The organism is Pseudomonas hefeiensis (genome assembly GCF_030687835.1).
GTDB lineage: Bacteria > Pseudomonadota > Gammaproteobacteria > Pseudomonadales > Pseudomonadaceae > Aquipseudomonas > Aquipseudomonas hefeiensis.
Genome location: NZ_CP117449.1, coordinates 4,086,974 through 4,113,042, shown reverse-complemented (window position 1 = coordinate 4,113,042; position 26,069 = coordinate 4,086,974). Strand labels below are relative to the sequence as shown.

Sequence of the window (26,069 nt, the reverse complement as noted above, 5' to 3'; positions counted from 1 at the left end):
AGTCGTTGCTGTTCGCTCAGCGCTTTGTTTCAAAATCGATTGGCAGTGGTGTTGCGAGCCCTGCTTCAAGTGCCTTGGTCAATATGAGTTCCGCTACCACAATGTCTTGAAGACCACCGCCGACTGACTTGAACATCGGGGCCTTGGCTTGCTTCAACTGCTCACTGCAGGCACCACTCATCAGGTCAGACAGGCTGAAGGCTTTGTGTCGAAATTCGATCCCGGCGGTATGGGCAGCAAGCATGTCTCCTGTTTCTTCCAGCACTTCTTCCAGGGTGTCGCAGATGATCAAGTCACTGCGCTCTACGACGGAAATGTCTATTTCACGCTGCTCCGGGATGGTCGAGCCGATCGAAACGACTGTGGCCCCCGACTTCAACCAATCGCCAAACAGAATCGGCTTTTCATCACGCGAGCGTGCGGCGGTGAGCACAATGTCGGCGCCTTCCACGGCCTCTTGTGCTGAGCCAACACCCCGGGCGGGCACACCGAGATCTCGTGTCGCAGCTGCGGCAAATGCTTCGCGACGTTCGGGAGTCGGACTGAAGACGACAATTTCAGTTAGTTCGCGGACGCTGGCGAAAGCACGGATGTGCATCGAAGCTTCCAACCCACTTCCTATGACGGCAAGACGAGCAGGTTTCTGTGGAGCGAGGCGGTCAAGGGCTGCTGCCGACGTAGCTGCAGTCCGGAATCCAGTCACCAGATTTGCGTCAATGAAAGCAGCAATGCGATTGGTCGTCCGGTCGAAGAGGACAATGACGTACTCGATTCCCGGTGGCGCATCCCCCATGTTCGAGCCCATCAGCTTGGCACCGAAGTAACGTCCTCCTGCTGGAATAGCCGGCAAGGTGCGTAGCCAGGTTTTCTCAAGACTTGCAACGGTTCGGGGTGGAGTAGCCCTAGCTGGCAAGTGTTGCCCGTAAGCGGCCTGAAGCGCGGCGATCGCATCTTTCCAACGGAAAACTTCCTGCGCGGCAGCGCTTGAAACGAACACGGGAGACTGGGAATTTACGGTCATACGACGAGCTCCGGAAAGGCAGAGAAAGTTGAAGTAAAACGCGAGCCGGCCTGGTGAGGCGCGCTCCGAGTAGGGTTGTGAACTTAACTCAAACAACATAAACAAAACGATGCGTATACAAAGTATTGTTGGCTTGTAACGCTATTGTCAATGGCTTTTAGGCCTGAATCTCGGTTCGATTTGAGATGGTTGCGAAATCAAAACGGAACGTATAGATTTGATATGAGTTCAGCAACCCTGATGCCTGAGGAGCGCTATGACGCTGGGAGGGTGGGTGATTGAGGAGCTGGAGGGTGCTAACCAACGGATGGATTCGGCGACCGCGTTACAGGTGCGTGTATTCGACTGAGCGTGTGATCTGCACGACGCCTTCGGCTCACCGCAGAAGACTACAACGAGGGCTTTGTTCGGTCGCGGATGTCTCTAGCCGAGGCGTACTTCGATTCACCAATCTGCCAAACAAGCTGTGTCATTGAATAACAGTTACCACCCGCCAAAGAAGCGGAGAGGAGACAAGAATGAGTCAAGTTAAACGCGTTTTGATTGTAGGCAGCGGAATCGGCGGTGCCACCGCAGCTTATGCACTGCGCAGGGCAGGAGTGGACGTCCACTGTATCGATATCAAACCGGGGATTCCCTCGGCAGGGTCGGGCATTTGCCTGTTACACAACACGGTCCGGGCATTGAACATGATCGGATTGGCGGAGCCTTGTCTTGACAGTGGTATGCGATTCGACGCGTTTCGGCAGTTTGATTCCTCTGGTCAGCTCCTGCGTTCGGATCCTGCACCTCCCAGCTGTGGCATCCGTCGGCCAGAACTTGCTCGAATCCTGGAATCGGCAGCGCTAGGGGCAGGGGCGGTTCTGGATAAAGGGTTGACGATTGAACATCTCGACGACCGTGGGGACTGCGTCGAAGTTAAATTCTCGGATGGTCGCGAGGCTACCTATGACTTGGTTGTGGCTGCAGATGGCGCCTACTCCAAGCTCCGCGATCAGGTTTTCGGTGCCGAGTGCAGGCCGCATTTTGCAGGTCAGAGTGTATGGCGTTTCAATGCGCCGCGTCCGGCTCAGATTGATGGGTTCTGTTTGTACCGCAGCCCGTCAGGGAAAACAGTGGGTTCATTCCCGACATCGGAGGACACCTGCTACCTGTTTTATCTCGAGAACAGTGTGGAGCCTCTGCGGGTACCAGAGGATCAAGCGAGCGCGATGATTCGCGAGCGCCTTGCCGAATATACCGCGCCCGCTGTATTGGAAGCTCTTGACCAGGTGACCGATGCCAAGCAGGTTATCTTCCGTCCGCTGGATATCACTCTGGTGCCGGCACCTTGGTACCGTGGCCGCGTAGTGCTCATCGGCGATGCTGCACATTCTCCAACGCCGCATATGACGTCGGGAGGTGGGATGGCCATCGAAGATGCCGTGGTGCTTGCAGACTGCGTATCCAAGACCCAATCGGTTAACGAGGCGTTGGCGATGTATAGCGAGCGCCGATTTGAACGATGCAAAATCATTTGTGACGCGTCATTGCAACTTTGTCGCTTTGAGCAGGAAGATCCACTGAAAAATAGAGAGAAGTCGGCGGCTCTATTGCTGAAAACCTATCAATATTTGGGGCAGCCTATCTAAACCATCAGTTTGACGTTATCTATCAAAGAGTCCCGATTCACCTCTCAGGGTGAATGGGGACTAAGTCAACTCATACTTTTATAACGATCAGCAGCCAAACAGTGCTGTTCAGTTTTCTGAGTTCGTTACTCCCAGCAAGTGGTATATGTAGTCGATATGCGACTTAGCAAATTCCTCGTTTAATGGGGCGTGGCCAACCAACAAGCGCATGTAGACTGCTGAGTAGATTATGTCCATAAGCGACTCGACATCGGTATCGCTTGGGATCTCACCGCTGCGTTTCCATTCTTCAAGTGTTTCTTTAACTATCGCGCGTCGTCCATAGTGGAATCTCTCTCGAAAGGCTCGTAATACAGAAGGGTCAGATTGTCCCTCGGCTATGATTTGAGCAAGGATTCGGCCTGGCCAACCAGAAAACTGCTCTACCAGTGTGCGGAAATGAGCAGCGATGGCCTTTTTTGGGCCGAGTTCAATTGGCAGTGGAGTCTTGAGAAGATGGTTTTCAATGAATGCGTCAATCACGAGCAGCGCTTTAGAGTCCCACCATCTGTAGATCGTTGCTTTGCTGACCCCGGCTTCCTTTGCAATTGCCTCAATCGAGATGGCCTGAATAGAGTTCTCGTGTAGCAACTTTATGGTCGAATTCAGTATTTGCAGCCGAGTAGCTTCGCTGCGTGGTCGTCCTAAAGACTTCTCCTGCATAAAGTATTCCTTAATAAATGACTAATTTTAACAGGAGCGTAATGCTGCATGTGCTCACTCTGCTGCGTGGGCGGCTGCCTGCTGAAATCAAGCTGAGGCGTTTCTGATCGTAGCCAACAGACCACTCAAGAAGCAATGTAAAAAACGCTTTGAGTCTGGCCGGGCGAATGCGGGAGGCCCGTGGGGGCTGACTCCGTAGGCAGATGAAGGCTGCCAGCTGACGAAATAGTAAACAGTTAGCTTGCACAAAACGGTACGGATCGTATATGTTTGTTTCGCGCATATGAAGCCTGTCACGGGCACAACAACAAGAACGCGCGGAGGAGACAAACATGCATCAGGGTTCGAGCCTGAAAGGCGATGTTGCGACCGATACCATTGTGGGCCGTATCTGGCACTCGACCAGTGAACAGGTGGCTGAACGCGACAAGCACTTCGCGCCCGCTGATTTCCAAAACTTCCCCATCAACGCTGCTTCGACGCGCTATACCACCGGCTCGATCCTCGACGCCGATCCCAGTCTCTTAATCGGAGTTCAGAGCTCCGCTACATTCCTCAACATTTTCGGGGAGTGAGCATGTCGATCCCCAATATTTCCAATCTTAGATTTGGGCGGCGCCAGTTTCTCGTGTCCACCGCAAGTGCCGCGACGCTCGCCATGCTGGGGGCGCTACCGGTGCTCGCGAAGCCATCCCGAGAGATCATTCTAGAACCATTCGACTCCAATCAGTTTGATGTTCGCTTTGTCGTGACGGACCGCCGATTGCCGCAAAGCCTTGCTTTCGCCATTGAGCATGCCAAAAAAGATAGTGCGCGGCTTGAAGTCACCAATGGACTCACGAGGCTTTGGCAGGAATCGCTCGTACCGTTTTGGCGTGATCAAGGTGGCGCTGTCGCCGGACTCACTACGCGCGAGGTTTGGCATTGCCTTGCAGAACAAGCACGCAGCCAGTCGCGCCGTACGGTTGTGCTGCATCAGTACGACGTACCGGCGAGCCAACCCAATCCTTTGGTTTCATGGATCATCGCGTGAATTATGAGAACACCCCCGAATGTTTCCCCCGAAGTTTTTTCCGTCGCACTACAGGCGTTTGCTGGTGTAGTCGGAAAAGAATGGGTCTTCGTTGAGGACGAGGATCTGTTTCCCTACCGCGATTCTTATTCCCCGCTGCGCGACACGCCCGAGGATCGAAGCGCATCAGCTGCCGTGGCGCCCGGTTCGGTTGAAGAGGTGCAGGCGGTCGTGCGCATTGCCGATAAGCACCGCATACCGCTTTATACGATTTCCACCGGCAAAAACCTCGGCTACGGCGGTTCAGCGCCCAATCATGGCGGCAGTGTTGTGCTGGATCTGAAGCGGATGAACCGCATCATTGAGGTCAACGAAAGCAACGGCTACGCAATCGTGGAGCCCGGCGTCAGCTATTTCGATCTGTATAACTACATCCAGGAACGTGGCCTGAAAGTGTGGTTGGATGTCGCCGACCCGGGCTGGGGCAGTGTGGTTGGCAATGCGCTTGACCATGGTGTAGGTCACACGCTGTCGCGCTTTCGCAACCATTTCGATTCGCACTGCGGCATGGAGGTGGTGCTGGCCAATGGGGAAATGGTTCGCACAGGAATGGGAGCGCTACCCGGTTCCCAGACGTGGGGACAATTCAAGATGGGGATGGGGCCGATCCTGGACGGCATTTTTTCCCAGTCCAATTTCGGCGTTGTCACCAAGATGGGCATCTGGTTGATGCCGGCACCCGAGGCCTTCATGCACGGCATGGTGATGGCCGCGCGTTATGACGATCTGCACGCCGTAGTGGAATTGCTCAAGTACGTCGAGAACACCGGCTTAGCCTCTGGTGCGCCGGAAATGAGCAGTCCACTGCTGGGCATCAGCAATTACACGAAACATCTTGTAGACGCCTTTTACGAAGGTCCGCCGCAGCTGCAGAAGCAGCATGCTGATCTGATTGCGAAAGCCAGTGTTGGTTACTCGGCTGAACTGCAGAAGTATGGGCTGGACAACAACATTCCTTACTGGGTGCTTAACCTGAAGTTCTACGGACCACCGAAGGTGATCCAGGCCCAGTGGGAGGCGGTACAGGAGCTGGCGGAAAAATCGATCAAGGGTGTTCGCTTTCAGGCTGGCCAGATTCAGAGCGATCCGCGCAAAGCTTCCGCTGAGTGGACGGTTTACCCTCAGGATGTGGGTGTACCGAATATGGATTTCTTCGGCATGGGAACACGTGCAGGAGGCAACCCGCATCCGATGCGCGGCCATATGTGGTTCTCTCCGGTTATTCCACAGACTGCGCAAGGCATTCTCGAAGCCAATCGCGTCTTCGAAGAGGCATACCGGACGCTGCCTGCGCTGCAGAATGTACCGATCTGGAACCTCAGGCCTTTTGCATTGCCTGCGCCGTTTTTCGAGCGTGCTTTCCTTTTCATCGTAGGGTTCCCGATCACCGATGATGCGTCGATGAACAAGGCCTCCATCAAGGCGTATCGGACTCTGCTCGATATCGGCGCACAGCATGGCTGGGGCGAATACCGTTGCCACCCGGAATTCCAGGACCAGGCCATGGGCCTGTATTCGTATAACAACAACAGTCTCTTGCGCTTGAATGAGGTCATCAAGGACGCCATTGATCCCAACGGGATTCTTTCGCCGGGCCGCTACGGCATCTGGCCCAGGCACTTGAGGAAGGGCGCCCAATGAAGACGAATCGCCTCATCGTGCTGATGATGTTGGCAGGTCTCGCAGTCGCCTCCGAACCGGCCAAGCAAGCAGTACCAGCCCATCGCGGCAAGCAGATTTTCGATCAGTGGTGCGGGATTTGTCACGCCGCATCACCACGCATGCCCGGCACTGCTTCACTGGCGGCCAAGTACGGCGGCAGCTTACCGGCTGCATTGGAAGAGCGCACTGATATGCCTCCGGCCTTCATCGAACATTTCGTTCGCAAGGGCGTACTGATCATGCCGGCATTCCGTAAAACCGAAATAACCGACGCCGACCTTGAATTGCTTGTCGACTACCTAAAGGCCAAAGACCAATGAGCTCACATTCTGTTTCTGACACTCTGACGAAGGCTGCTGGTAACCGGAAGGAAGCCCGCAACGGTACCGCGGCGCTCGTCATCGGGCATTGCGCTGGCCTGATGGATATCACCACTTTGCCGATCTGGGTTGGAATCGTCCTGATCGGGCAACTGGCACTTGATCCGCAGCGTGCCGGGTTCTTGCTGACTCTGTTCCTCGGGTCGGTCGTGCTTAGCAGCCTGTGTATTGCACCAAAACTATCCCGACTCAACCGCAAGCGCATTGCGTCGGCGGCTTATGCCGTGGCGGGTATGGCCTTCGCCAGCATGCCAAGCGTAAGTGGTAGCTATACCCTTTTGGCTTCGGCGCATGTCGTGGCAGGTCTGGCGGTCGGCTGCGGCCTGTCGATCGTTCACGGGACGATGGGTAGCACTGCTAATCCGCACCGCACAGCGGCAATGGCATTTAGCTCGCTGAGCCTGCTGTCCATCCTGGTGATGGCGACGCTGCCTCCGCTAGTGGGCAAGAACGGCCCGAACATATTCTTCTACACAATGTCGGGCATCATGTTTACTGCCGCACTCGCCGCACTGCTGGCTTTTCCGAAGGTAGCCCGTGCGATCCAGCACGATCAATCCAAGCTCGCCAAGTTGCCTACGCGAGTATGGTTCGGCATCGCTGGCGTGAGTCTATTGATGGTGAGCCATTCGATGGTCTTCGGATTCATCGAGCGTGTAGGAGGCTGGCACGGATTCAGCGCGGCGCAGATCACCACAGTGCTTGTCATCAGTGGCTTCGTGAATCTCGTTCCTGTCGCCCTTTCCAGTCTCCTTGAACGCCGCTTGCCGGCCTCGGGCGTAGTTATTGCGGGTCCTCTGATACAAGCCACTGCTGCAGTTGCTGTGACCCAGTTCAGTGGTTACGGGGTTTACATCGTAGCGACCTCAGTTCTCATCGCCGTCGTCACATTCACCCATGTGTTCGCATTCGGGGTACTTGCGCGTCTGGATCCGTCCGGTCGCGTGGTCGCAGCCACTCCGGTGATGGTCATGGCGGGTTCGGCTACTGGCCCACTCCTGGGGGGCGTGCTCGCCCTGCATGTTGGCTATGGCAGCTTGGGCTGGGCGGCGTTGGTATTGGGGCTTTTGTCCGCCCTCTGCTTTCGCCTTGGTACCCGTAAGGCGTGATGAAAAACAACAACAGTATGAAGTCCCTTACTAGAGGATTGGTATGAGCAAGCGATTGCAGGACAAGGTCGTTTTACTGACCGGCATTGGCAGTGGAATGGGGCGCGAGACAGCTCGGCTGTTCGCTAGCGAAGGTGCGATCGTCGTCGGCTGCGACATCAATCCGCAGACGGCCGCAGAAACCGCGAAACTGGTAGAAAGCGATGGTCATTCCATCGACGTGGTTGCTCCTGTTGACCTCAGCGACCGCGACGATGTAGCGCGTTGGATCGATGGTGCTGCCGCTCGGCATGGCCGCATTGACGCACTTTACAATAATGCCAGTCTGCCGCGTTTTGCGCCTTTTGCGGTGCAGAGCGACGCCGACTATGTCTTCACCATCCAGAATGAACTCGATCTTGTCTGGCGTGCTTGCCAGCTTGCCTGGCCGTATCTGGTGAAGTCCAAAGGTGCCATTGTCAACATCGGCTCCGGTGCTGGCATGCAGGGAGCGAGAGCGCTTCCGCAGGCTGCACATGCCGCGGCGAAAGGTGCGGTCCTTGCCCTCACGCGCCAACTGGCCGCAGAAGGCATCGCTGTTGGTGTACGGGTTAACTCGGTCAGCCCTGGTGTAATGAACACCCCGCCGGTTCAGGCGATGTATCGGGAGTTTGGCGACAAGGCACCCGTGGCCCCGATCGTGGAGCGCACCCTGACGGGTAAGCCGGGCGAGCCGATCGCTGTCGCTTGGGCAGGCCTTTACCTGACCTCTGATGAGTCTAAATGGGTCACCGGGATCAATATTCCCGTGGACGGTGGCGCCAGCTCAATCATGTAAGTCGATTCGGATTCAGTTGATTGAACCCGGCAAGCCGACCCTATACAGGCAAGAGTAGTTTTTGACCATGACCAACATTTCGATGAATACAAGCAATGCAGCCAAGGTGCTGGCAAGCCCGCTGCAGATCAATGGATTGCAGATTAAAAACCGCATTATCCTTGGGCCGATGGCGGTACTTCGCCCGACCGAGGACGGCCGCCCAAGTGAGCAGACCATTGCTTTCCTCAAGCGTCGTGCGCAGGGCGGGGTGGGCCTGGTCATCGTTGGTGGATCGGTATGCAGCGAACGAGCCTGGAATGAGTCGCCGTTTTCGCCAAACCTTCGCTTTGACAAAGACGCATTCGTCGATGACCTCAAGCGTGTGTCCGATGCTGTACATGAATGTGGTGCGGCAGTGTTCGCGCAGCTGTTTCCGAGCTTCGGCCGCATGGGCGTGCCGCGCAACGGTCAGTGGATTTTGGCGGCCAGCCCGAAGCCGGTGAACCTGGGGGCTGGCGGCTTGCCCAACCATCTCTATATCCCCGGTGGCCGAATAACTCCAGTGCCACACGAGGCCAGCATCCAGGAGATCAAGGACATCGAGGCGAACGTCGTCGCCGGTGCACGCCGGGCCAAGGCTAGTGGTTTCGATGGTGTCGAGATTGGCGCACACATGTGCTACTTCTACTCGTCCTTTTTGTCCCCGCTGGCCAATCAACGCACCGATGAATACGGTGGTTCGGTTGCGAATCGCGCTAGAGCCTTGCGCGATGTGGTTGCAGCAGTGCGCGCCGAAGTCGGCCCGGATTATCCGGTGGGGGTGCGCATGAGTGTGAATGACCATATGCCCGACGGCCAGGGGCCGGAGGGTTACGCTGAGGTCGCAGCGCACATCGCCGAGGTCGGCCTGGACTTCATCTCGCTAAGCGAGGGCAACTACGAGTCGATGCGTGACAATGTGCCGAGTACTTCCGGCAACATGCTGAACCACGGGGGGCCGCAGGCCTTCCGCAAGGCACTGGGTAGCGGGGTGCTCCTGTTCCTTTCCAGTACTCCAGATCCCCGGCAAGCGGCGGCGGCTATTTGGGACGGCGATGTCGATGCAAGCATGCTGGCACGGCAGATGCTGGCCGACCCTGATTATGCGGTGAAGGTAATCGAAGGTCGTGAGGCTGAGATCGTGTGGTGCGACCATGCCAATTCCTGTTTACGCAGGCTGATACTCAACGCGCCGGTTGCCTGTCATAAAAACCCGGAGATGGGACGCGAGGATCCGAAAGCCAAACGTTCCAGTCCGGTTCAGAACCTGGGCGTCTGGGTAGCCGGTAACAATGTGCTGATGGGCGTTGCCGATAAACTCGTCCGCGCTACGCAAAAGAAATGACCCAATTGGGGCGAGCACTTCGATCAGTCTTATAGCGAGATGAGCGGGGTGTTCGTTTCCAATGGCTCGACGTCGGTATCCGATCAACTCAACGCCTGCGCACTGAACTTGATCAATAACGACTAGGCCTCGGGGTCAGTGCTCTTGACACCCAGTAAGTGGTACACAAAGTTTATGTGCGACTCGGCAAACGCTTGGTTAAGTGGGGCGTGTCCAATCATGAGTCGCATGTAAACGGCCCCGTAAATCAAATCCATCAGTATCTCGATATCCGTATCGGGAGATATCTCGCCGCTCACCCTCCATTCCTCTAGCGTTTCTCGAATTATCGCGCGCCTTCCATAATGAAACCGCTCTCGAAAATCTCTCAAAATAGAGGGATCTGACTGACCTTCCGCGAGTATTTGTGCGACCAGTCGACCGGCCCAACCAGAGTATTGGTCTACGAGGGAGCGGAAGTGCTGAGCAATTGCCTCTCTCGGACCCAGTTCTCGTGGCAAGGCTGTCTTCAACATTTGGTTCTCTATGAACGCGTCGATAACGACTAACGCTTTGGAGTCCCACCACCGGTATATGGTTGATTTACTAACGCCAGCTTCTCGTGCTATCGCCTCGATTGAGATGGCTTGAATGGATTTTTCCTGCAACAGCCTGATGGTGGCATCCAGGATCTGACGGCGTGTAGCTTCGCTTCGTGGGCGACCCACTATCGATTTGGTGGTCGATACAGGTTTGTTAGTCGACATTTTCAAGATCCCTTACCCAGGTGTTGTTTCTAAAAAACAAAAGCCCAGGATGGCTCTCGTCAAGGAAATAATTAGTATACGCAGTGTTTAGTATATTGCCTGTGCGTGAAAAATTCTACCTTGGCTGTGCTCAATCCAGCAGGAAAATGTTCGCTCGTAATAAGCTTGTTTTGTTGTTTTTAGCGCGGTCTAGGGTGCTCAAGCAGAAGGCTTTGTTGCAGTGAAAATTGCTTCGCTTGGTCGACGCTCTACAAGTCATTGCGTTTCGTTTGTATGAGGTTTTTCGCTCGGATCTGTAGTCGGTAAGTCGGCGGCGCGGGGGGCAAGTCAGGAGGGAAGGGCAGCGGCCATCTTTAAACAGTCAGCGATGAATATCACTTTCAGGTCCATTCTTCTTCGCGTTTTGTTCGTTGCTTAAAGACTCTATGAAAAGTGCAATCTTCTATTTGTAACGTGCATTTTTCGTAGTGCCCCAGCACCTCATACTGACCGGGTGCTGACGCGCTTACCCGCTTGCCATTTAGCGTACGGTGCCTTCTGGCGCTGTTCGCAAGCGTCTGCCAAGCGGAGCGCCACTATCCAATAATAAAGAGACCGCCCATGAAAACTCCAAACCCGCTGCTGGAAGACCTGAAAGGTGTTCTGCCTACTATCGCGGCTAATGCCTTCGAGGCCGAACGCGCGCGTTGTGTTCCCGCCGAAAATATCGCTTTGCTCAAAGGTATTGGTATGCACCATGCGTTGCAGCCGAAAAAGTACGGCGGCATGGAGATTTCTCTGCCTCAGTTTGCCGACTGCATCGCATTGTTGGCCGGTTCCTGTGCCAGCACGGCCTGGGCCATGAGCCTTCTATGTACTCACAGTCATCAAATCGCAATGTTTTCCAGCAAGCTGCAGGATGAGATGTGGGGAAATGACCCCGATGCTACTGCCAGTAGCAGCATCGCGCCTTTTGGGCGCACCGAGGAGGTGGAGGGAGGCGTCACTTTCAGTGGTGAGATGGGATGGAGTTCAGGCTGTGATCATGCCGAATGGGCCATCATGGGGTTCTTTCGTGAGAATGCCGAAGGCACTCGGGATTATTGTTTTGCGGTGCTGCCAAGCAGTGACTACGAAATTCGTGATGACTGGTTTGCCGTTGGTATGCGTGGCAGCGGTAGCAAAACCCTGATCGTCAAGAATGCTTTCGTGCCCGAGCACCGAATCCAGAAAGCCAAGGACATGATCGAAGGCAAGTCGGCGGGCTTTGGTTTGTATCCGGACAGCAAGATTTTCTTCGCCCCTTATCGGCCTTATTTCGCCAGCGGTTTTTCGACTGTCAGCCTGGGTATTGCCGAGCGCATGTTGGATGTCTTTCGCGAGAAAACCCGCAACCGCGTCCGTGCCTACACCGGTGCCGCTGTCGGCGCAGCCACCCCGGCATTGATGCGCCTGGCCGAATCCACGCATCAAGTTGCGGCTGCCCGAGCTTTGCTGGAAAAAAGCTGGGAAGAGATTGCCGAATACAGCGAGCGCCACGAGTACCCTAGCCGCACCACGCTCACGTTCTGGCGTACCAATCAAGGCTATGCCACGAAAATGTGCATCCAGGCTGTGGACCGTCTGATGGAAGCGGCCGGCGGCGGCGCCTGGTTTGAAACCAACGAGTTGCAACGCCTTTTCCGCGACGCACATCTTACGGGGGCGCACGCCTATACCGACTATGACGTTTGTGCACAGATACTTGGTCGCGAACTGATGGGTCTTGAGCCCGATCCCTCAATGGCCTAAGGCCGTTCGCCCTCAAGCCACAAGCCCCTCATAAAAATAATCAGAGCGCGCCCAGGGGGCGTGCTCGGGAGTCTTGCATGTCCGATATTTATGAAATTGCAGCTTCTTCTGCCTTCGATTCGCGTGCATTTCGCCGCGCCTTAGGTAACTTCGCCACCGGTGTGACAGTGGTGACAGCCGCCGATCACGATGGCCGAAAAGTGGGGGTGACGGCCAATAGCTTCAACTCGGTGTCGCTCGATCCGCCGTTGATTCTCTGGAGTATCGATAAGCGATCAACCAGTCATGATGTATTTGCTGCCGCTACCCACTTTGCCGTGAATGTGCTTGCTGCAGATCAAATTGATTTGTCGAACAATTTCGCTCGTCCGAAAGACGATCGTTTTGCTGGCATCGAATACGAGTCAGGTCACGGAAGGGCGCCCATTCTTGCTGATTGCTCCGCGCGTTTTCAGTGCGAAAAATATCAGCAGGTGGACGGTGGTGATCATTGGATCATGATCGGTAAGGTAGTGGCTTTCGATGATTTTGGTCGTTCGCCGTTGCTGTACCACCAGGGCGCATACTCCATGGTGTTGCCCCACACGCGCATGACAAAAAGTGCTGAAGGTCAGCCGCCTAGCAGCCACTTCCAAGGAAGGCTGAGCCACAATTTGTACTACCTCATGACCCAAGCATTGCGCGCGTATCAGGCAAGCTATCAGCCGCGGCAATTGTCCACAGGTTTGCGGACAAGTGAGGCGCGTATGTTGATGGTGCTGGAAAACGATGCAGGGTTGAGCCTCACGGATCTGCAACGGGAGGTGGCGATGCCCGAGCGGGAAATCGAAGAGGCCGTCGCCAATCTCACTCGTAAGGGGCTGGTCTGTGAAGAAGATAAGCGCTTGCGTCTGACCGTTAAAGGTATCGATGAAACAGAAGGATTATGGACAATAGCCCGAGAACAGCAGGAAAAAGTCTTCAGTCAATTCAGCGACGACCAATTGGAAACCTTCAAGACTGTGTTGAAAGCGGTTATCAGGCTCTGACGTGCTCTGGTTAGCGATTAAATGGACGGCGCATAAATGCGCCGTTTTTTATGGACGCTAGAAACGTCATCGCTATTTCGGCGTGATAAGATAATTAACATGCTAACTGATTTTTGAGCCGTTTCTAAATGCCCAAGCACCGACAGTCTCTGACACTCAACCTGCTCCAGGCCCGGGAAGTGGCCATGAGTTTTTTCCGGCCTTCTCTGAAAGATATAGGCCTCACTGAGCAACAATGGCGGGTAGTGCGGATTCTCAGTCAGCAGGGCGAACTGGAGATCAATCGCTTGGCGGACTTGGCATGTATTCTCAAGCCCAGCATGACTGGCGTACTGGCGCGGATGGAGACCGCAGAGTTGGTCGAACGACGGCGCTCAGAACACGACCAGCGCCGAGTTCTGGTGAAACTGACCGCTGCCGGAGAGCGTTGCTTTGAAAGTATGAGCGGGCGCATGGAAGAGAACTATGAGCGCTTGCAGGAGCGCTACGGCGCGGAGAAGTTGCAGACGTTGTTAGTGTTGCTCAATGAGTTGAAGACACTGAAGCGTTGAGGCGGAGTGGTCACCGCTGGCATTGATGTCTGCTAGCGGCGAGCATTTGCAATTTACCTGAAATCAGTAAACACCGCCGGTACTGATCGTGGCCGGGGTATTTCTGAACTTGCTTGTCAGTGCTTGCAGGCCTTGCATCAGTACGGAAGTGTCGACGCCGACCGCTACGAATGCCGCGCCGAGCTCGATGTAGCGTCTGGCTAATCTTTCGTCGGCGCTGAGAATGCCGGGCGCTTTGCCGGCATCGCGGATTCGTATGATGGTGTCTTCAATTACTGCTTGAACTTCGGGATGGCCCGGGTTACCGCGATGGCCCATCGCAGCGCTGAGGTCGGCAGGGCCGATAAACACCCCGTCAACGCCTTCGACGTTGACGATGGCATCCAGATTCTCCAAGCCTTTCAGGCTTTCAATCTGCACCAGCAGGCATATTTGCTCGTCAGCCTTGTCCAGGTAGCCGGGCACGCTGTTCCAGCGCGACGCCCGCGCCAACGCGCTGCCTACACCGCGCACGCCACTGGGTGGATAGTGCACGGCACGCACCAGCTCTCGCGCTTGTTCGGCGCTTTCGACCATTGGTATCAACAAAGTCTGGGTGCCGATGTCCAAAATCTGTTTGATCAACGTCGTGTCGCCAGCGACAGGGCGGATCACCGGATGACTTGCGTAGGGCGCTATCGCCTGCAGTTGGCCGAGCATGCTGCGTACGTCATTGGGCGCGTGCTCGCCGTCGATCAATAGCCAATCGAAATCGGCATTGGCAGCCAGCTCTGCGCAGTAAGGGGTGGCCAGGCCGAGCCAAAGGCCGATCTGCGCTTTGCCGCTTTTCAGGCGTTGCTTGAATGTGTTGATGGGCATATCCATGAATCAGTCCTCCAGGAGTCAGACGAAGCGGCAGGAAATGGAGCCCAGCATGTCGTAGTCGACATGGAAGGTATCGCCTGGGCTGGCAGACACTGGACGGGTAAACGACCCGCCCAGAATAATTTGCCCCGGTTGTAACGTGACGTCGTATGGGGCTAGCTTGTTGGCCAGCCAGGCGACACCTTTCGCGGGATGATTGAGCACGGCGGCAGAAACCCCTGATTCCTCGATCACGCCATTGCGGTACAAAACCGCTGGCACCTTACGAAGGTCGACCTCATGAGGGCGCACAGCACGCCCACCCATGACCACTCCTGCGTTCGCCGCATTGTCGGAAATGGTGTCGAAGACCTTGCGCGTGGCTTTGGTTTCGGGGTCGATCTGCTGAATTCGCGCGTCAATGATTTCCAGGGCAGGGATCACCCATTCAGTAGCATCCAGCACATCGAAAATAGTGACGTTGGGGCCTTTGAGCGGCTTGCCGAGGATGAATGCCAGCTCCACTTCAACCCGCGGTACGATAAAACGATTGAAGGGGATATCGGTGCCTTCGTCGAACAGCATGTCGTCCAGCAACGCCCCGTAATCCGGTTCTGAAATATTTGATGAAACCTGCATCGCCCGAGAGGTCAGACCAATCTTGTGCCCCACCAGCTTGCGTCCGTTTTTTATTTTCTGCGCCACCCAGGCTCGCTGAATGGCATAGGCATCTTCGATGGTGATCTGTGGATGTGCGAGGGAGAACTGCCCGACTTGCTCACGAGTGCGTTCGGCGTTGTCCAGTTGAGCAGCGGCTTGCTGGATGAGTTCTTGATCAAGCATGACGTGGATCTCTTAATGAGGATTGACGATGGCGGCGGGCGTGCGCAGCACTAGAAAGGCGCCTGCGACGATCAAGGTCGCGAGGACGTAGAGGGCAAGACTGGCGTTGTGGGTGGTGTCACGCATCCAGCCAATCAGATTGGGTGTCAGAAACGAGGCAATGCTTCCCAAAGAACTGATCAAGGCGATGCCCGCCGCCTGGGTACTGTTTGACAGGAATGCGGGTGGTAACTGCCAAAACATCGGCAGTGCGGCGCTCGCGCCCATACCCGCAATCACCAATCCGCCGATTACCATGAAGGGATCGCCAGGCAAAAGTCCGGCTACGGCGATACCGAGAGCTGACATGAGCAATGGCACACTCAAGTGCCACCGGCGTTCGCGACGCCGGTCCGATGAGCGTCCGCAGGCGATCATGAAACCGCAGCCTGCCAGATAGGGCAGGGCACTGAGCAGGCCTACCTTGCCGTCGCTGCCAATCCCGGAGCTATGAATCAGGGTAGGCATCCAGAAAGCTAGCGTGTTGACCGCCAACATGACCGCGCAATAAATGCCCACTAGTAGCCAGACCTGCGGATTTCGCAGGATTGCGCCAAACGAGAGAATGGATTTGCGTTGCTCTTCGCTAGCCAATTGGTTGCGCAGTTGGTTTTTCTGCTCGTTGCTCAGCCAGCTGACCGACTCGAAGTTGTCAGGCAACACCTTAAGTACCAGCAAGCCGAGAAGCACGACTGGCGCGCCTTCAATCAGGAACATCCACTGCCACCCACGTAGGCCCCCGACATCATGAAAGCCTTGCAGGATACCACCCGATAGAGGGCCACCGATGACCCCGGCCAGCGGCACGGCAATGGCAAACAACGCGGTTACTTGTGCGCGCCTGCTGGCCGGATACCAGCGATTCAGGTACACCAGAATGCCTGGGAAAAATCCGGCCTCGGCGACGCCGAGCAAGAAGCGCAACGCGTAGAAACCCTCAGCGCTGTTGATCAACAGCATGCTGGTCGACAGGGTCCCCCAGACGACCATCAACAAAGCGATCCACCGTCGTGGCCCGATGCGGTCCAGAGCGATGTTGCTGGGTACACCGAACATCGCGTAGGCGATAAAAAACAGGCCCGCACCAAAGCCGTAGACGGTATCGCTGAACTGCAGGTCGGCGCCCATCTGCATCTTGGCGAAACCAATGTTGATCCGATCAAGATGAGCAAACAGATAACACACCAGCAGCAGCGGCATCAGCCGCCAGGTCACCGTGCGGTGAGTCGACGTTGCGGCATCGCTCAAAGGCTGTGTAGCGGAAGTGGCTAAGCTCATGATTTTGTACTTTTTGTGAGAGAGGCCGATGGGAGAGGGCTTGCTAATTCGCCTGCTGCTTGAGGAAGGCATGCACGTTGTTGAGCTTAAAGTTCAGCTCGGGGTGCAGTTCGATCATTTCAAACGACAGCGCCAGCAGGCGTTCTGTCTGCAACGGTGCAAAGTGGGCGGTAATGACTTCGAACAGCTTTTCAGCGACCTGTTGGCGTGTCGCCAGGTCGCGACCATGGCCTACCTTCAGCGTCATGTGAACGAAGGCGTAATCGTGTTTGCCGTCGGCCATACGCCACGTATCCAGCCGAACGCCTCGGCTACGGATTCCCCCCAGCGGAAATACACCACTGCTCCCAAGTGTCGCGTGGACTTTTTCAAAAAGGCCCGGCAAGTCGGCCTGTTGCTCGATGTTGTCGGTGTATTCAGCAATAAAGTGCGGCATCGTGCCCTCCTGGGAGGTAGTTGCGCTGAGCGGCGGGCGCGTCCCTGCCGCTTGAGCGAAATTCAGAGCGGGAAAATGGCGTTGATCTGGCCGGTTCCGGAGCTGCCAAAGGGCTCCGTGAGGACTTCGACCGGCTTGTTGTAGTCCGGACCACCTAGCAGACCTAGGAGCATGGCGGTGTCGTGCATCTTGCCTTCGCCGAAGCAGTGTTCGGCGTAATCAGGAAGCATCGAGCAGAATTCTTTGAATCGACCTTCACGCCACAGCTTGACCACGTGCATGTCGACCTGCTTGTCGAATTCACGCGTCCAGTTGTGGATATTGGCTTCCGCCTCGCGATCGTCAGAGAAACGATGCGACAGAGAACCGGAGGCCAGCACCAGGACTTTGCGGTCGCTCTTCTCGATTGCGCGGCGTACGGCGGCGCCGAAAGTGAAGCTGTCTTCCAGGCGATGCCAGGCACACCAGGCCGCGATGGAAATTACTTTGAGTTTTTCGGCTGCAGGTACATCCATGTGCATGTAGCGCATGGGCACCAGGGTGCCGTATTCCAACTCCAGACTCGGGATGTTATGCGACAGCGTACGCACACCGGCTGCGTTGGCTTCCTCGGCGATCAGTTGTCCGAGTTCCGGGCAGCCAGGGTAGTGGTAAACCATATCCTTGATGAAATGCGGTAGTTCATTGCTTGTGTAAACACCACTGAAGTGCTCACCGTTGTTCACGTGGTAGCCGCTGTTCACCAGCCAGTGGACGTCGAACACTACGGCAGTGTCGGCACCCAGTTCGCGCGCGCGACGGCCTATTTCCTTATGTCCGGCGATAGCGGCAGCACGGCAACCGTGGTGTTTGCCCGGCAGCTCGGACAGGTACATCGACGGGACATGACAGACTTTTGCAGCCAGGACGACTTCGCCCATGATGATTCTCCTGAAATTATTCTTGTCAGTTCAATTCAGCGGCCAGTGAAAACTGCGATGAGCCGATGCGCGCCTCATCGCAGCCTTCAGCAGCGGCTATCGGCTGCTCATAGTCCCCAGCGAGGGATGTGATGATTGCCCATGGAAATGCAAACGTTCTTGATTTCGGCGAAAACCTCGAAGCTGTACTGGCCGCCTTCGCGTCCGGTGCCGGAACCTTTCACGCCACCAAACGGCTGACGCAAGTCCCGCACGTTCTGGCTGTTGATGAATACCATACCGGCTTCGATGCCGTAGGCCAGGCGATGCGCCTTACCGATGTCCTGAGTCCAGATGTACGACGCCAGGCCGTATTCGGTGTCGTTCGCCAGTTGCAAGGCCTCGGCTTCATCCTTAAACGGAATCAGGCACACCACCGGACCAAAGATTTCTTCCTGGGCAATGCGCATTTTATTGTTCACATCGGCGAACACCGTCGGCTGGATAAACTGACCTCTGCTCAAGTGGGCTGGCAGGTTGGCTGGACGCTCCAGACCGCCGGCGAGGAGGGTGGCGCCTTCTTCGATGCCGATCTTGATGTAGCCGGTGACCTTGTCGTAGTGGGCCTGGGTGATCATCGAGCCGACCTGGGTTTTCGGGTCTTGCGGATCCCCGACGATCAAGCGTTTGGCACGTGCCGCGAACTCAGCCACGAACTGCGGGTAAACACTTTCCTGAATGAAGATACGGCTACCGGCGGTGCAGCGCTCGCCATTGAGCGAGAAGATGGTGAACAGCGCCGCGTCGAGGGCACGCTCCAGGTCGGCATCTTCGAAGATCAGCACCGGGGACTTGCCGCCCAGCTCCATGGAATACTTTTTCAGGCCGGCGGTTTGCATGATTTTCTTGCCGGTGGCGGTGCCGCCGGTGAAGGAGATCGCTCGTACGTCCGGGTGCCTAACCAGCGCGTCACCGGCAGTCGCACCATAGCCCTGGATGACGTTGAGCACACCGTTCGGAATACCGGCTTCGACGGCCAGACGACCCAGCTCGTTGGCCGTCAGCGGCGACAGCTCGGACATTTTAAGCACGGCAGTGTTGCCCAGTGCCAGGCACGGTGCTGTCTTCCAGGTTGCCGTCATGAACGGCACGTTCCAGGGTGACACCAGGCCGCAAACGCCCACCGGTTGATACAAGGTGTAGTTGAGCATCTGGTCGTCGACCGGATAACTGTGACCGTCCATGCGAGTGCAGACTTCGGCGAAAAAATCGAAGTTGTGCGATGCGCGCGGAATTAACACGTTTTTGGTTTGATGGATCGGCAGGCCCGTGTCCAAGGTCTCCAGCTCGGCCAGATGAGGAACGTTTTGCTCAATCAGCTCGCCAAGTTTGCGCATGAGTCGTGCACGCTCTTTGGCTGGAGTATTGGCCCATTTAGGAAAGGCTTCCTTGGCCGCTGCCACCGCTTGTGCGACTTCTTCGGCACCGCCACTGGCCACTTCACCAATCGCTTCGCCGGTGGCCGGATTGTAGTTGGTGAAGGTGTCTTTGCTTTCGACCTCACGGCCATTGATCCAATGTTTGATCATAATGTTCACGCCTCTTTACGCGCGGAGAAAAAATCCGCTTCGCTGACAATTCGATTGACGAGGCGTCCAACGCCTTCGACTTCCACGATCACCTCATCACCCGGAACTACATCTGCAAGACCTTCGGGCGTACCGGTGGCGATCATGTCGCCTGGCTGCAGGGTCATGAAACTGGACAGGTATTCGATCAGGTAAGGGATATCGAAGATCATGTCTTTGGTCGAGCCTTCCTGGCGAAGCTCACCATTGATCCAAGTGCGCAGTTTCAGATTGCCTGGTTCGGGGACATCTGCAACATCGACAATCCATGGACCGACCGGGGTCGTGGCGTCACGGTTTTTTACCCGCAAATTAGGGCGGTAGTAGTTTTCCAGGAAATCGCGGATCGCGTAGTCGTTGCATACGGTGTAACCCGCCAGATAGCTCAGCGCATCTTCACGCTTGACGTTGCACGCAGGCTTGCCGATGACCGCAACCAGTTCGCACTCGTAGTGCATGTAGGCAACGTTGTCAGGTCTCCAGGTGATCTGATTGTGGCCGGTATAGGTGCCCGTTGATTTAACGAACACCAACGGTTCGGTTGGCGGCGCGAAGGCGAGTTCGGCAGCGTGATCGGCATAGTTCAGGCCGAGGGCAAACATAGTGCCATTGGCCGGTGGCAGCCACTCGACCTGGTCTTCGCCGAGGGAGCGGCCGTCCCTCAGATGCACGATGTTGTCTGCATCAACCGTGACGGAATGTATTTGACTTTCGAATCGGATACGAGCGTGTTTCATACGGTGCCCTCCTGCTCGGCAACGATGACATTGGTCAGGCATCCCAGACCTTGGATTTCTACGTCTACGCGGTCACCAGGCAGGACATCGACACGACCCAAAGGTGTGCCGGTGATCAACACATCTCCGGCATACAAAGTCATGAACTCGCTGATTTCGGCGATCAACTGAGGAATCTTGCGTACGAAGTTTGCGGTGGAGTCTTCTTGTCGAAGCTCGCCATTGACTCGTAGTTGCAGGGTCAAGTCGTGAGGATTGGCAAGCTGTTCACGCGGTACGAACTCCGGGCCGATGGCACAGAAACCATCGCGACATTTTGCTTTCACGGCAGGGCGGTAGTAACTCTCTTCCGGAAGGCTGAATTCGTTGACGATGGTATAGCCAGCAACATGATCCAGAGCCTCGTCAGCACTGACTCGACTCGCATCTTTGCCAATCACCACCCCCAGAGCCGGCCCAGGCTGCAATGAAATTCCTGCACCAGGATGCACCACGGCGCCGCCATGTACGTTGCGCGTATTGGGCGTCTTGATGAACAGAACCGGTTTGACGGGCGGCTTTTGATACGGCGATTGCTCGAATTCAGAAAGGCGCTTCAGCAGCAATCCCTGGTAGTTCAGCGCTACACCGAGCAAGGTGCCGGTCGCGATGTCATGCAAGGCATGGCTCATGCTTCTCTCCTGGCAGTGGCGGGACGGGAGGTCTCCGGCCTAATTATTGTTAACATGTTATCGTTATAATTAATATGTTAATGATCGTCAAGCGCCTTATCGGTCATGGCGATTTACTCGCAACGAGTGCACCATGGGGGCGGGGGATGTCGGGACAAGAAAAATGAGAAATGTGTGATGAACGATCGGTATCCAATTCCTAACATCAACATCGGCCAGGTCTACGATCAGCGTTACAGCGATAGCGAAGTGCATTACGACAAGCTCGGCAACCTGGCGGGTTTCTTTGGTCGCAACATGCCAGTGCACCGCCACGATCGATTTTTTCAGGTGCATTACGTCAAGAGCGGAACGGTGAGGGTTTATCTCGATGATCAGCAGTACGTCGAGTCTGGCCCCATGTTTTTTCTCACCCCACCGACGATTCCCCATTCCTTCGTGACGGAGGCGGACAGCGATGGCCACGTGCTCACTGTTCGCCAGCAGTTGATCTGGCAATTGATCGAAAGCGATCCTGGGCTGGCATTGGGGCCGCAACTTCCCGCAGCTTGTGTGGCGCTTGATCACCTCAAGCCTGAGCAGCAAAGCGAATCGCGGCGTCTGGCATTTTTATTCGAAGAGCTGCGAGGGGAGATGAACGGTGGGGCCGCCGGTCACAGCGCAGCGGTGCTAAGCCTGACTCGACTGATCATGGTCAGCGTATTAAGATTGTGCGCAAACCCTCTCGAAGCGACGCCTACGCGACGTGAAGACTTGCAGATCTTTCATCGATTCAATGCACTGATTGAAGAGCATTATCTGGAGCACTGGGCGCTTGGCTGTTATGCGCAGGCCATTGGCGTTACCGAAGCTCGGCTTAACGATGTCTGTAGGCGTATTGCCGATTTGCCGTCCAAACGCCTGGTGTTCGAAAGGGTCATGCAGGAAGCCAAGCGTTTGCTGTTGTTCACGGGCAGCTCGGCAAATGAAATCTGCTACCTGCTGGGTTTCAGGGATCCGGCGTATTTCAATCGTTTTTTCCAACGCAACGCACAAATGACGCCAGGAGAGTATCGCCTGCGGCATTCGGGGTTTCGCTAATGACCTGTATTTAGGGTGACTGCCGCGGGGTTGTTTCTGGGGACAGGTGCGCGGCGACCTCCAGCCGGTTGCGCTACTGAAGCACCAACCGTAAGCTGTTGGCTGGTTCACATAGTCCACTCAATATGCCCAATCCCAGACCTTCCCTGACACTCACTTTGCTCCAGGCTCGCGAAGCGGTTATGACGTTTTTCCGTCCTGGTCTGAACGATCATGACTTGACCGAGCAGCAGTGGCGAGTCATCCGAATTCTTCGCCAACAGGGCGAACTGGAAAGTCATCAGTTGGCACATCAGGCTTGTATTCTAAAGCCCAGCATGAGTGGTGTGCTCAAGCGCCTGGAACGCGACGGCCTGGTCATTCGCAGGAAATCGGCTGAAGATCAGCGCCGCATTTTCCTCAATCTGACCGAGCAAGGGCATGAATGCTTTTTGTCGATGAGCGAAGGGATGGAGCGCAATTACCTCGAGATCCAGCGGCAGTTTGGTGAGAAAAAATTGCAGAAACTGCTCGAATTACTCGAAGATCTTAAAAAGATCAAGCCCTGAAAGGGGTGACTGCTTTTCCAATCGGCGACATCCACTCATCCACCGTTTTGGACTGCTCATCACAGACCAGAATCGTCAGAGCGTGCGAGCGGGTTTTCACTAAGGGGAGTAATCTCCATCCACCCGGCCTCCAACGAATGCAACAGATGGCCAATCTGATCAAGCTCACCTTCTTTGCTATCGAGCGAATCGAGGCATTTTGAACTCGAGTCCGCCAGACGGGTGATAGCGACATCTACCAAACGCATCCCTTCCTCACTCAATTGAATCAATTGGCCTCGGCGATCACGTGGATCGGGAATACGGTTGGCGACGCCGCGTTCTACCAATTTGTCCGCTCGATAGGTGGCGGCGCCCGACGTCACCTTCAGCAGACGAAAGACATCGGTAGGGCGCATGCAGTAAGGCGGGCCGCTTCGCCGTAAAGCGAACAGCAGCATGAGATCCTTCATCCCCAGCTCAAGGTCGTCCGCGATTACCTCTATGTGGTGATCGATCAACATGGCGAGGCTTCGGATTCGGAGTGTAATCGCCAATCCATGGTGATCCAGATCCGGACGTTCGTTACGCCATGCTTGCGCAACGGCCTCAGGGCTGGCGGCAGGAAACAATAAATCGCTCATGCAAAATCCATCAGGTGGCTTTGAGGTGATCATACCTCAGTGTGAACCGGGTGTGCCCTGCAGCTATGGCGCTGCAAGGGCTGTCATTGAGGCGATGAACCTCAGTGCACGGAAGTCGACGGAGCGCTCACGGCAAAGCGTTAACATGCTAACGAATTTTCTTGACGAGCTCTAAAAGCGAGAATAGCCTAAAACTATCTTAAAGACTGAGATACTTTGTTATTAAGATAGTTTTGGCCGCCTAGCTGCGGCTCTTCTAAAAAACAAGAACGGGGCTCGCTATGCTGACCGCTGAACAGAACCGCCTGCTGACGGACGTTTCCCCTGGCACACCTCTGCACAGGTATTGGAAAAGACAATGGATTCCAGCGCTGCGCAGTGAGGCGCTTGAGCCGGGAGGAACGCCACAACGTGTCGAATTGCTATGCGAAAAATATGTCGCCTTTCGCGCGGATGATGGTCATGTCGGATTCCTCCATGAGGCATGTCCCCATCGCGGCGTTTCGCTCGCGCTCGGTAGAAATGAAGGTAACCGCCTGACTTGCATCTTCCACGGCTGGAGTTTTGACACGCAGGGCAACTGCACCAAAATGCCAACCGAGAAGGACCAGGCTTTTTGCAAAAAAGTAAAGGGGCAAGGGTTCGAGGTGCGAGAGGGTGGCGGTATTGTCTGGGTGTACTTGGGTGAGGGCGAAGCGCCGGCCTTCACTGATTATGCATTCACCTATTTTGATCGTAAGCACGCCAGACCGCGGGCTTCCTACAACGAAGCGAACTGGTTGCAAAACGTCGAAACGTTAATGGACTCGGCCCATATCGGACTGCTGCACCATGACACCACGGCGAACCCGGAGCTTCCCCAGGCCGGGCTCCAGCTCGTCACTGGCAACGACACCCCCAAGTACACGCTCGAGAGCAAGCCGTATGGCTTACGGTCGTATTCGTTGCGCACCACGGGTCAGGAGCAGGACTACCTTCGGGTGACCGAGTTTGTAGCACCGGCGAGCGCGTTCATTGGTACCACCGAACAAGAAGCGGGATTTCTGATCATCGTAGTGCCGGTTAACAATACGCGCAGTCTTCAGTGGTATGTCTATTGGGATTCGCGCCAACCTATCGATGAAAACCTCCCGGATTTCGCGCTGGATGGTACTGATGAGTCCGACGACAACTTCGCAGCGTCCCGCCAAGGTCTTCTCAACTATGGGCAAGATCGCGAAGCAATGCGTGCCGGTCGGAGCTGGACAGGTGTTCCGGGCGTTATTTTTGAGGATTACGCCGTTGCCGAGAGCATTCCCATTGTCGATCGGACGCGAGAGTTCCTGGGTAGCGGGGATCTCGCAATTGTCCGTTTACGGCGTGAATTGATGGAGCGGATTCGTCAATCGGAAGCCAATGAAGACAGCGTCCAGGCGCAGGCGAGCGACTACCGTTCATTGAGAGCGTTGGCTGACATGATTCCTGTTGGGACCGTCATTCAGGACTACACGGAGCAGAAGCGTCAAGAACGCAGAATGACTTATCTCTGAGCCCGTCAGCCCGTCAGGCCGTCAGCTCGATGAGCTGGCGGCCGAACGCTCCACTAACAATCCATGGTTCGGGCTAGGTTGCGAAATGCCAAACACATTCCAGGTGTACATCAAATCAGTCACCCATGAGGCAGATGGGGTACTGGCGTATGAGCTAAAAGGGCTGGAGGGTGTGACGCTTCCTGCATTTACTCCAGGGGCGCACATTGACGTCATTGCAGAGGGTATTCCTCTGCGTAGTTACTCCTTGCTGAACGATCCTTCCGAGAGAAATCGTTACGTCATAGCGGTAGCCAAAGACCCTAAAAGTCGTGGTGGATCGATCATGATTCACGAACGCTTGCGTCCTGGGGACAGGTTGCAGGTCAGTGAGCCAAGAAACCTGTTCCCCCTTGCTGAAGGCGAGCACCGTTCTGTGCTGATCGCGGGTGGGATAGGGGTTACGCCGCTTTGGTGTATGGCGCAGTACTTGAATAGCAAAAAAATGGACTGGGAGCTGCATTACTTCGCTCGTAGTGTTAACCACGCCGCGTTGATCGACGCGATGCAAGGCCACATCACCCAGGACAAGGTCCAGTTGCTGTTGGGGTACGACGTGGAGGCTACCGTCGCTCACATTCAGGAGGTTTTCCGTGGTGATGATGGAGCCCGACATTACTATTGTTGTGGGCCGGCTGGGATGATTCAGGTCTATTCCGAGCAAGCAAAGGCGCTGTCCATCTCTGATGGCAGGGTTCACTTCGAGAGCTTTATACCGCTGCAGGAAGCCGCGACGTCGGGTGGGTATGAGATCGTACTGGCGAGGACCGGGAAGACTCTCAGGATGGAGCAGGGCAAAAGCATACTCGATGCGCTGATTGAAAACGGTGTTGAGATGATGCATTCCTGTCGCGAAGGCATCTGTGGTGCTTGTGAAGTGCGGGTGCTTGAGGGCACGCCAGACCATCGCGATTCAATTCTCAGCGAGGCGGAAAAGCAGGCAGGCAAGACGCTTTTTGTCTGCTGCTCGGGAAGCAAGACACCTCGTATGGTGTTAGACCTGTAATACCCCCTTCTGACG

27 protein-coding genes are annotated in these 26,069 nt (G+C 55.6%); 15 read left to right on the top strand and 12 right to left on the bottom strand.

Going from position 1 to position 26,069, the window contains the following annotated elements:
* Positions 1–16 precede the first annotated feature (16 nt).
* Positions 17–1,021: an ornithine cyclodeaminase family protein gene (locus PSH57_RS18430; RefSeq protein ID WP_305415975.1), complete on the bottom strand. Its 1,005-nt coding sequence runs from the start codon at positions 1,019–1,021 to the stop codon at positions 17–19.
* Positions 1,022–1,539: 518 nt separating this feature from the next.
* Between PSH57_RS18430 and PSH57_RS18425 the strand changes: the two genes are divergently transcribed.
* The gene (locus PSH57_RS18425; RefSeq protein ID WP_095152412.1) at positions 1,540–2,652 is read left to right on the top strand and encodes an FAD-dependent oxidoreductase; all 1,113 of its coding nucleotides are present in this window, start codon (positions 1,540–1,542) and stop codon (positions 2,650–2,652) included.
* Between the two features lie 108 nt (positions 2,653–2,760).
* Here PSH57_RS18425 and PSH57_RS18420 read toward each other — a convergent pair whose 3' ends face one another.
* Positions 2,761–3,354 carry a TetR/AcrR family transcriptional regulator gene (locus PSH57_RS18420; RefSeq protein ID WP_056723297.1) on the bottom strand — a complete coding sequence of 198 codons (594 nt, stop codon included), beginning with the start codon at positions 3,352–3,354 and terminating at the stop codon, positions 2,761–2,763.
* A gap of 332 nt (positions 3,355–3,686) precedes the next feature.
* Between PSH57_RS18420 and PSH57_RS18415 the strand changes: the two genes are divergently transcribed.
* The 7 genes from PSH57_RS18415 (at position 3,687) to PSH57_RS18385 (ending at position 9,760) form a co-directional block, all read left to right on the top strand.
* The gene (locus PSH57_RS18415; RefSeq protein ID WP_090454386.1) at positions 3,687–3,929 is read left to right on the top strand and encodes a hypothetical protein; all 243 of its coding nucleotides are present in this window, start codon (positions 3,687–3,689) and stop codon (positions 3,927–3,929) included.
* Positions 3,930–3,931: 2 nt separating this feature from the next.
* On the top strand, positions 3,932–4,387 hold the full coding sequence (locus PSH57_RS18410; RefSeq protein ID WP_305415972.1) for a hypothetical protein: 456 nt from the start codon (positions 3,932–3,934) through the stop codon (positions 4,385–4,387).
* 3 nt (positions 4,388–4,390) lie between these two features.
* Entirely contained in the window at positions 4,391–6,067 is a 1,677-nt protein-coding gene (locus PSH57_RS18405; protein ID WP_305384671.1) for an FAD-binding oxidoreductase, read from the top strand.
* Entirely contained in the window at positions 6,064–6,408 is a 345-nt protein-coding gene (locus tag PSH57_RS18400) for a c-type cytochrome (RefSeq protein WP_090454392.1), read from the top strand. The genes PSH57_RS18405 and PSH57_RS18400 overlap by 4 nt, the downstream gene beginning before the upstream one ends.
* Positions 6,405–7,577: an MFS transporter gene (locus tag PSH57_RS18395; RefSeq protein WP_305415969.1), complete on the top strand. Its 1,173-nt coding sequence runs from the start codon at positions 6,405–6,407 to the stop codon at positions 7,575–7,577. The genes PSH57_RS18400 and PSH57_RS18395 overlap by 4 nt, the downstream gene beginning before the upstream one ends.
* A gap of 43 nt (positions 7,578–7,620) precedes the next feature.
* Positions 7,621–8,394 (top strand): SDR family NAD(P)-dependent oxidoreductase, encoded by a 774-nt coding sequence (locus PSH57_RS18390; protein ID WP_090454395.1) that lies wholly within the window; start codon positions 7,621–7,623, stop codon positions 8,392–8,394.
* Between the two features lie 67 nt (positions 8,395–8,461).
* On the top strand, positions 8,462–9,760 hold the full coding sequence (locus PSH57_RS18385) for an oxidoreductase (protein ID WP_305390423.1): 1,299 nt from the start codon (positions 8,462–8,464) through the stop codon (positions 9,758–9,760).
* A 122-nt stretch (positions 9,761–9,882) separates the two neighbouring features.
* On the opposite strand, the gene PSH57_RS18380 is transcribed toward PSH57_RS18385, so the two are convergent.
* On the bottom strand, positions 9,883–10,506 hold the full coding sequence (locus PSH57_RS18380; protein ID WP_305384666.1) for a TetR/AcrR family transcriptional regulator: 624 nt from the start codon (positions 10,504–10,506) through the stop codon (positions 9,883–9,885).
* Positions 10,507–11,106: 600 nt separating this feature from the next.
* On the opposite strand from PSH57_RS18380, the gene PSH57_RS18375 reads away from it, so the two are divergent.
* The 3 genes from PSH57_RS18375 to hpaR (PSH57_RS18365) all read left to right on the top strand — a co-directional run bounded on the left by PSH57_RS18375 (position 11,107) and on the right by hpaR (PSH57_RS18365) (position 13,855).
* A complete protein-coding gene (locus tag PSH57_RS18375; protein WP_056723282.1) occupies positions 11,107–12,276 on the top strand; it encodes a p-hydroxyphenylacetate 3-hydroxylase oxygenase component in 1,170 nt (389 codons plus the stop codon).
* 77 nt (positions 12,277–12,353) lie between these two features.
* The gene (locus tag PSH57_RS18370) at positions 12,354–13,304 is read left to right on the top strand and encodes a p-hydroxyphenylacetate 3-hydroxylase reductase component (protein WP_305384664.1); all 951 of its coding nucleotides are present in this window, start codon (positions 12,354–12,356) and stop codon (positions 13,302–13,304) included.
* A 128-nt stretch (positions 13,305–13,432) separates the two neighbouring features.
* On the top strand, positions 13,433–13,855 hold the full coding sequence (gene hpaR, locus PSH57_RS18365; protein WP_056723279.1) for a homoprotocatechuate degradation operon regulator HpaR: 423 nt from the start codon (positions 13,433–13,435) through the stop codon (positions 13,853–13,855).
* Positions 13,856–13,918: 63 nt separating this feature from the next.
* Here the strand turns inward: hpaR (PSH57_RS18365) and hpaI are convergent, their stop codons facing one another.
* The 8 genes from hpaI to PSH57_RS18325 all read right to left on the bottom strand — a co-directional run bounded on the left by hpaI (position 13,919) and on the right by PSH57_RS18325 (position 21,229).
* A complete protein-coding gene (gene hpaI / locus PSH57_RS18360; RefSeq protein WP_090454403.1) occupies positions 13,919–14,719 on the bottom strand; it encodes a 4-hydroxy-2-oxoheptanedioate aldolase in 801 nt (266 codons plus the stop codon).
* Positions 14,720–14,737: 18 nt separating this feature from the next.
* Entirely contained in the window at positions 14,738–15,541 is an 804-nt protein-coding gene (hpaH, locus tag PSH57_RS18355) for a 2-oxo-hept-4-ene-1,7-dioate hydratase (RefSeq protein WP_090454405.1), read from the bottom strand.
* A 12-nt stretch (positions 15,542–15,553) separates the two neighbouring features.
* Entirely contained in the window at positions 15,554–16,858 is a 1,305-nt protein-coding gene (locus tag PSH57_RS18350; RefSeq protein WP_090454407.1) for an MFS transporter, read from the bottom strand.
* Between the two features lie 43 nt (positions 16,859–16,901).
* Positions 16,902–17,294 (bottom strand): 5-carboxymethyl-2-hydroxymuconate Delta-isomerase, encoded by a 393-nt coding sequence (locus PSH57_RS18345; protein ID WP_090454409.1) that lies wholly within the window; start codon positions 17,292–17,294, stop codon positions 16,902–16,904.
* 62 nt (positions 17,295–17,356) lie between these two features.
* Positions 17,357–18,214 (bottom strand): 3,4-dihydroxyphenylacetate 2,3-dioxygenase, encoded by an 858-nt coding sequence (gene hpaD, locus PSH57_RS18340; RefSeq protein ID WP_090454411.1) that lies wholly within the window; start codon positions 18,212–18,214, stop codon positions 17,357–17,359.
* A 107-nt stretch (positions 18,215–18,321) separates the two neighbouring features.
* On the bottom strand, positions 18,322–19,782 hold the full coding sequence (gene hpaE, locus PSH57_RS18335) for a 5-carboxymethyl-2-hydroxymuconate semialdehyde dehydrogenase (RefSeq protein WP_095152394.1): 1,461 nt from the start codon (positions 19,780–19,782) through the stop codon (positions 18,322–18,324).
* Positions 19,783–19,787: 5 nt separating this feature from the next.
* Positions 19,788–20,558 carry a fumarylacetoacetate hydrolase family protein gene (locus PSH57_RS18330; RefSeq protein WP_305384656.1) on the bottom strand — a complete coding sequence of 257 codons (771 nt, stop codon included), beginning with the start codon at positions 20,556–20,558 and terminating at the stop codon, positions 19,788–19,790.
* On the bottom strand, positions 20,555–21,229 hold the full coding sequence (locus tag PSH57_RS18325) for a fumarylacetoacetate hydrolase family protein (RefSeq protein ID WP_305384653.1): 675 nt from the start codon (positions 21,227–21,229) through the stop codon (positions 20,555–20,557). Before PSH57_RS18325 ends, PSH57_RS18330 begins: the two co-directional genes overlap by 4 nt.
* Before the next feature lie 177 nt (positions 21,230–21,406).
* Between PSH57_RS18325 and hpaA the strand changes: the two genes are divergently transcribed.
* Positions 21,407–22,309 carry a 4-hydroxyphenylacetate catabolism regulatory protein HpaA gene (gene hpaA / locus PSH57_RS18320; protein ID WP_305384649.1) on the top strand — a complete coding sequence of 301 codons (903 nt, stop codon included), beginning with the start codon at positions 21,407–21,409 and terminating at the stop codon, positions 22,307–22,309.
* A gap of 125 nt (positions 22,310–22,434) precedes the next feature.
* Entirely contained in the window at positions 22,435–22,857 is a 423-nt protein-coding gene (gene hpaR, locus PSH57_RS18315; protein ID WP_077431813.1) for a homoprotocatechuate degradation operon regulator HpaR, read from the top strand.
* Between the two features lie 59 nt (positions 22,858–22,916).
* On the opposite strand, the gene PSH57_RS18310 is transcribed toward hpaR (PSH57_RS18315), so the two are convergent.
* Positions 22,917–23,480 carry a MarR family winged helix-turn-helix transcriptional regulator gene (locus PSH57_RS18310; RefSeq protein ID WP_305384648.1) on the bottom strand — a complete coding sequence of 188 codons (564 nt, stop codon included), beginning with the start codon at positions 23,478–23,480 and terminating at the stop codon, positions 22,917–22,919.
* 281 nt (positions 23,481–23,761) lie between these two features.
* Between PSH57_RS18310 and PSH57_RS18305 the strand changes: the two genes are divergently transcribed.
* Entirely contained in the window at positions 23,762–25,009 is a 1,248-nt protein-coding gene (locus PSH57_RS18305) for a Rieske 2Fe-2S domain-containing protein (protein ID WP_090454420.1), read from the top strand.
* A gap of 85 nt (positions 25,010–25,094) precedes the next feature.
* Positions 25,095–26,054 carry a PDR/VanB family oxidoreductase gene (locus tag PSH57_RS18300; RefSeq protein WP_305384646.1) on the top strand — a complete coding sequence of 320 codons (960 nt, stop codon included), beginning with the start codon at positions 25,095–25,097 and terminating at the stop codon, positions 26,052–26,054.
* Positions 26,055–26,069: the final 15 nt, after the last annotated feature.